Origin of the sequence: Glycomyces dulcitolivorans (assembly GCF_003265355.1) — a bacterium.
Lineage (GTDB): Bacteria > Actinomycetota > Actinomycetes > Mycobacteriales > Micromonosporaceae > Glycomyces > Glycomyces dulcitolivorans.
The window spans coordinates 1-750 of the sequence record NZ_QFRW01000106.1 but is presented as its reverse complement, the minus strand read 5'-3'; the positions used below and the strand labels follow the sequence as shown (position 1 = coordinate 750).

Here is a 750-nt window from a genome sequence, read left to right as displayed (position 1 = left end):
GCCAGCCGGCGTCCGCCTGACCCGCCCGCCCGCCGGCGCCGCCGCGGGCGCGGGCGGCGGCAGGAGGCTGAAGGCGTTCTCCTCTTCCTGGGCGTTGTGCAGCCGCGCGATCGCGTACAGGCCGTACAGCGCGCCCCGGAGGTCGGTGACCTCGGCGAGATCCGGCCGATCGCCGAGGCCGTCGCAGATGCCGCGCACCCGGCGCACCTGGAGCTCGATCTCGACGTGGCTGCGGCTGAGCGCCCCGAGCGGATCGGGTCCGCCGAACGCCCGGTCGAGGACCGGCACCAGCCTCGCCTCCTCGGCCCGCTCGTGCGGCAGCAGCTCGGATTCGAGCCGGTCGAGCAGCCGGCGCACCGGGGCCGGGTCCGGCGACGCGCCCGCGAGTCCGTCGGCGACCTCCCTGATCCGCTCGACCAGGGGGGCCACGGCCTCGTGCTCGGCGTGCAGGCCGCGGACGACGTCCAGGTCCTGCGGCGGCAGGGTCACGGTGTGGACGCGCCCCGGCAGGAGCACGGTCAGGGCGGTCATGATCGCCGCGATGTCGATCCCCTCCTGGAGGACCGCCCCGGCGACCGGTGCGAGCACCCCGGCCGCGGCCGGGACCATCGCGGCGACCGACAGCGCCATGCCGAACCCCGCGGCGGCGCGGGCGATGCGGCCGCTGCGGCGCGCGATCAGGAGGGCGTCGGCCAACCCGTCGACGCGGTCGGCCGTCAGGACCACGTCGGCCGCCTCCGTCGAGGCGCT

General features: G+C 77.5%; 1 protein-coding gene. It reads right to left on the bottom strand.

Going from position 1 to position 750, the window contains the following annotated elements; genetic code table 11:
- Nucleotides 1-750: hemerythrin domain-containing protein (locus tag DI269_RS12900; protein ID WP_198667383.1), on the bottom strand; the 750-nt coding region annotated here is incomplete at both ends.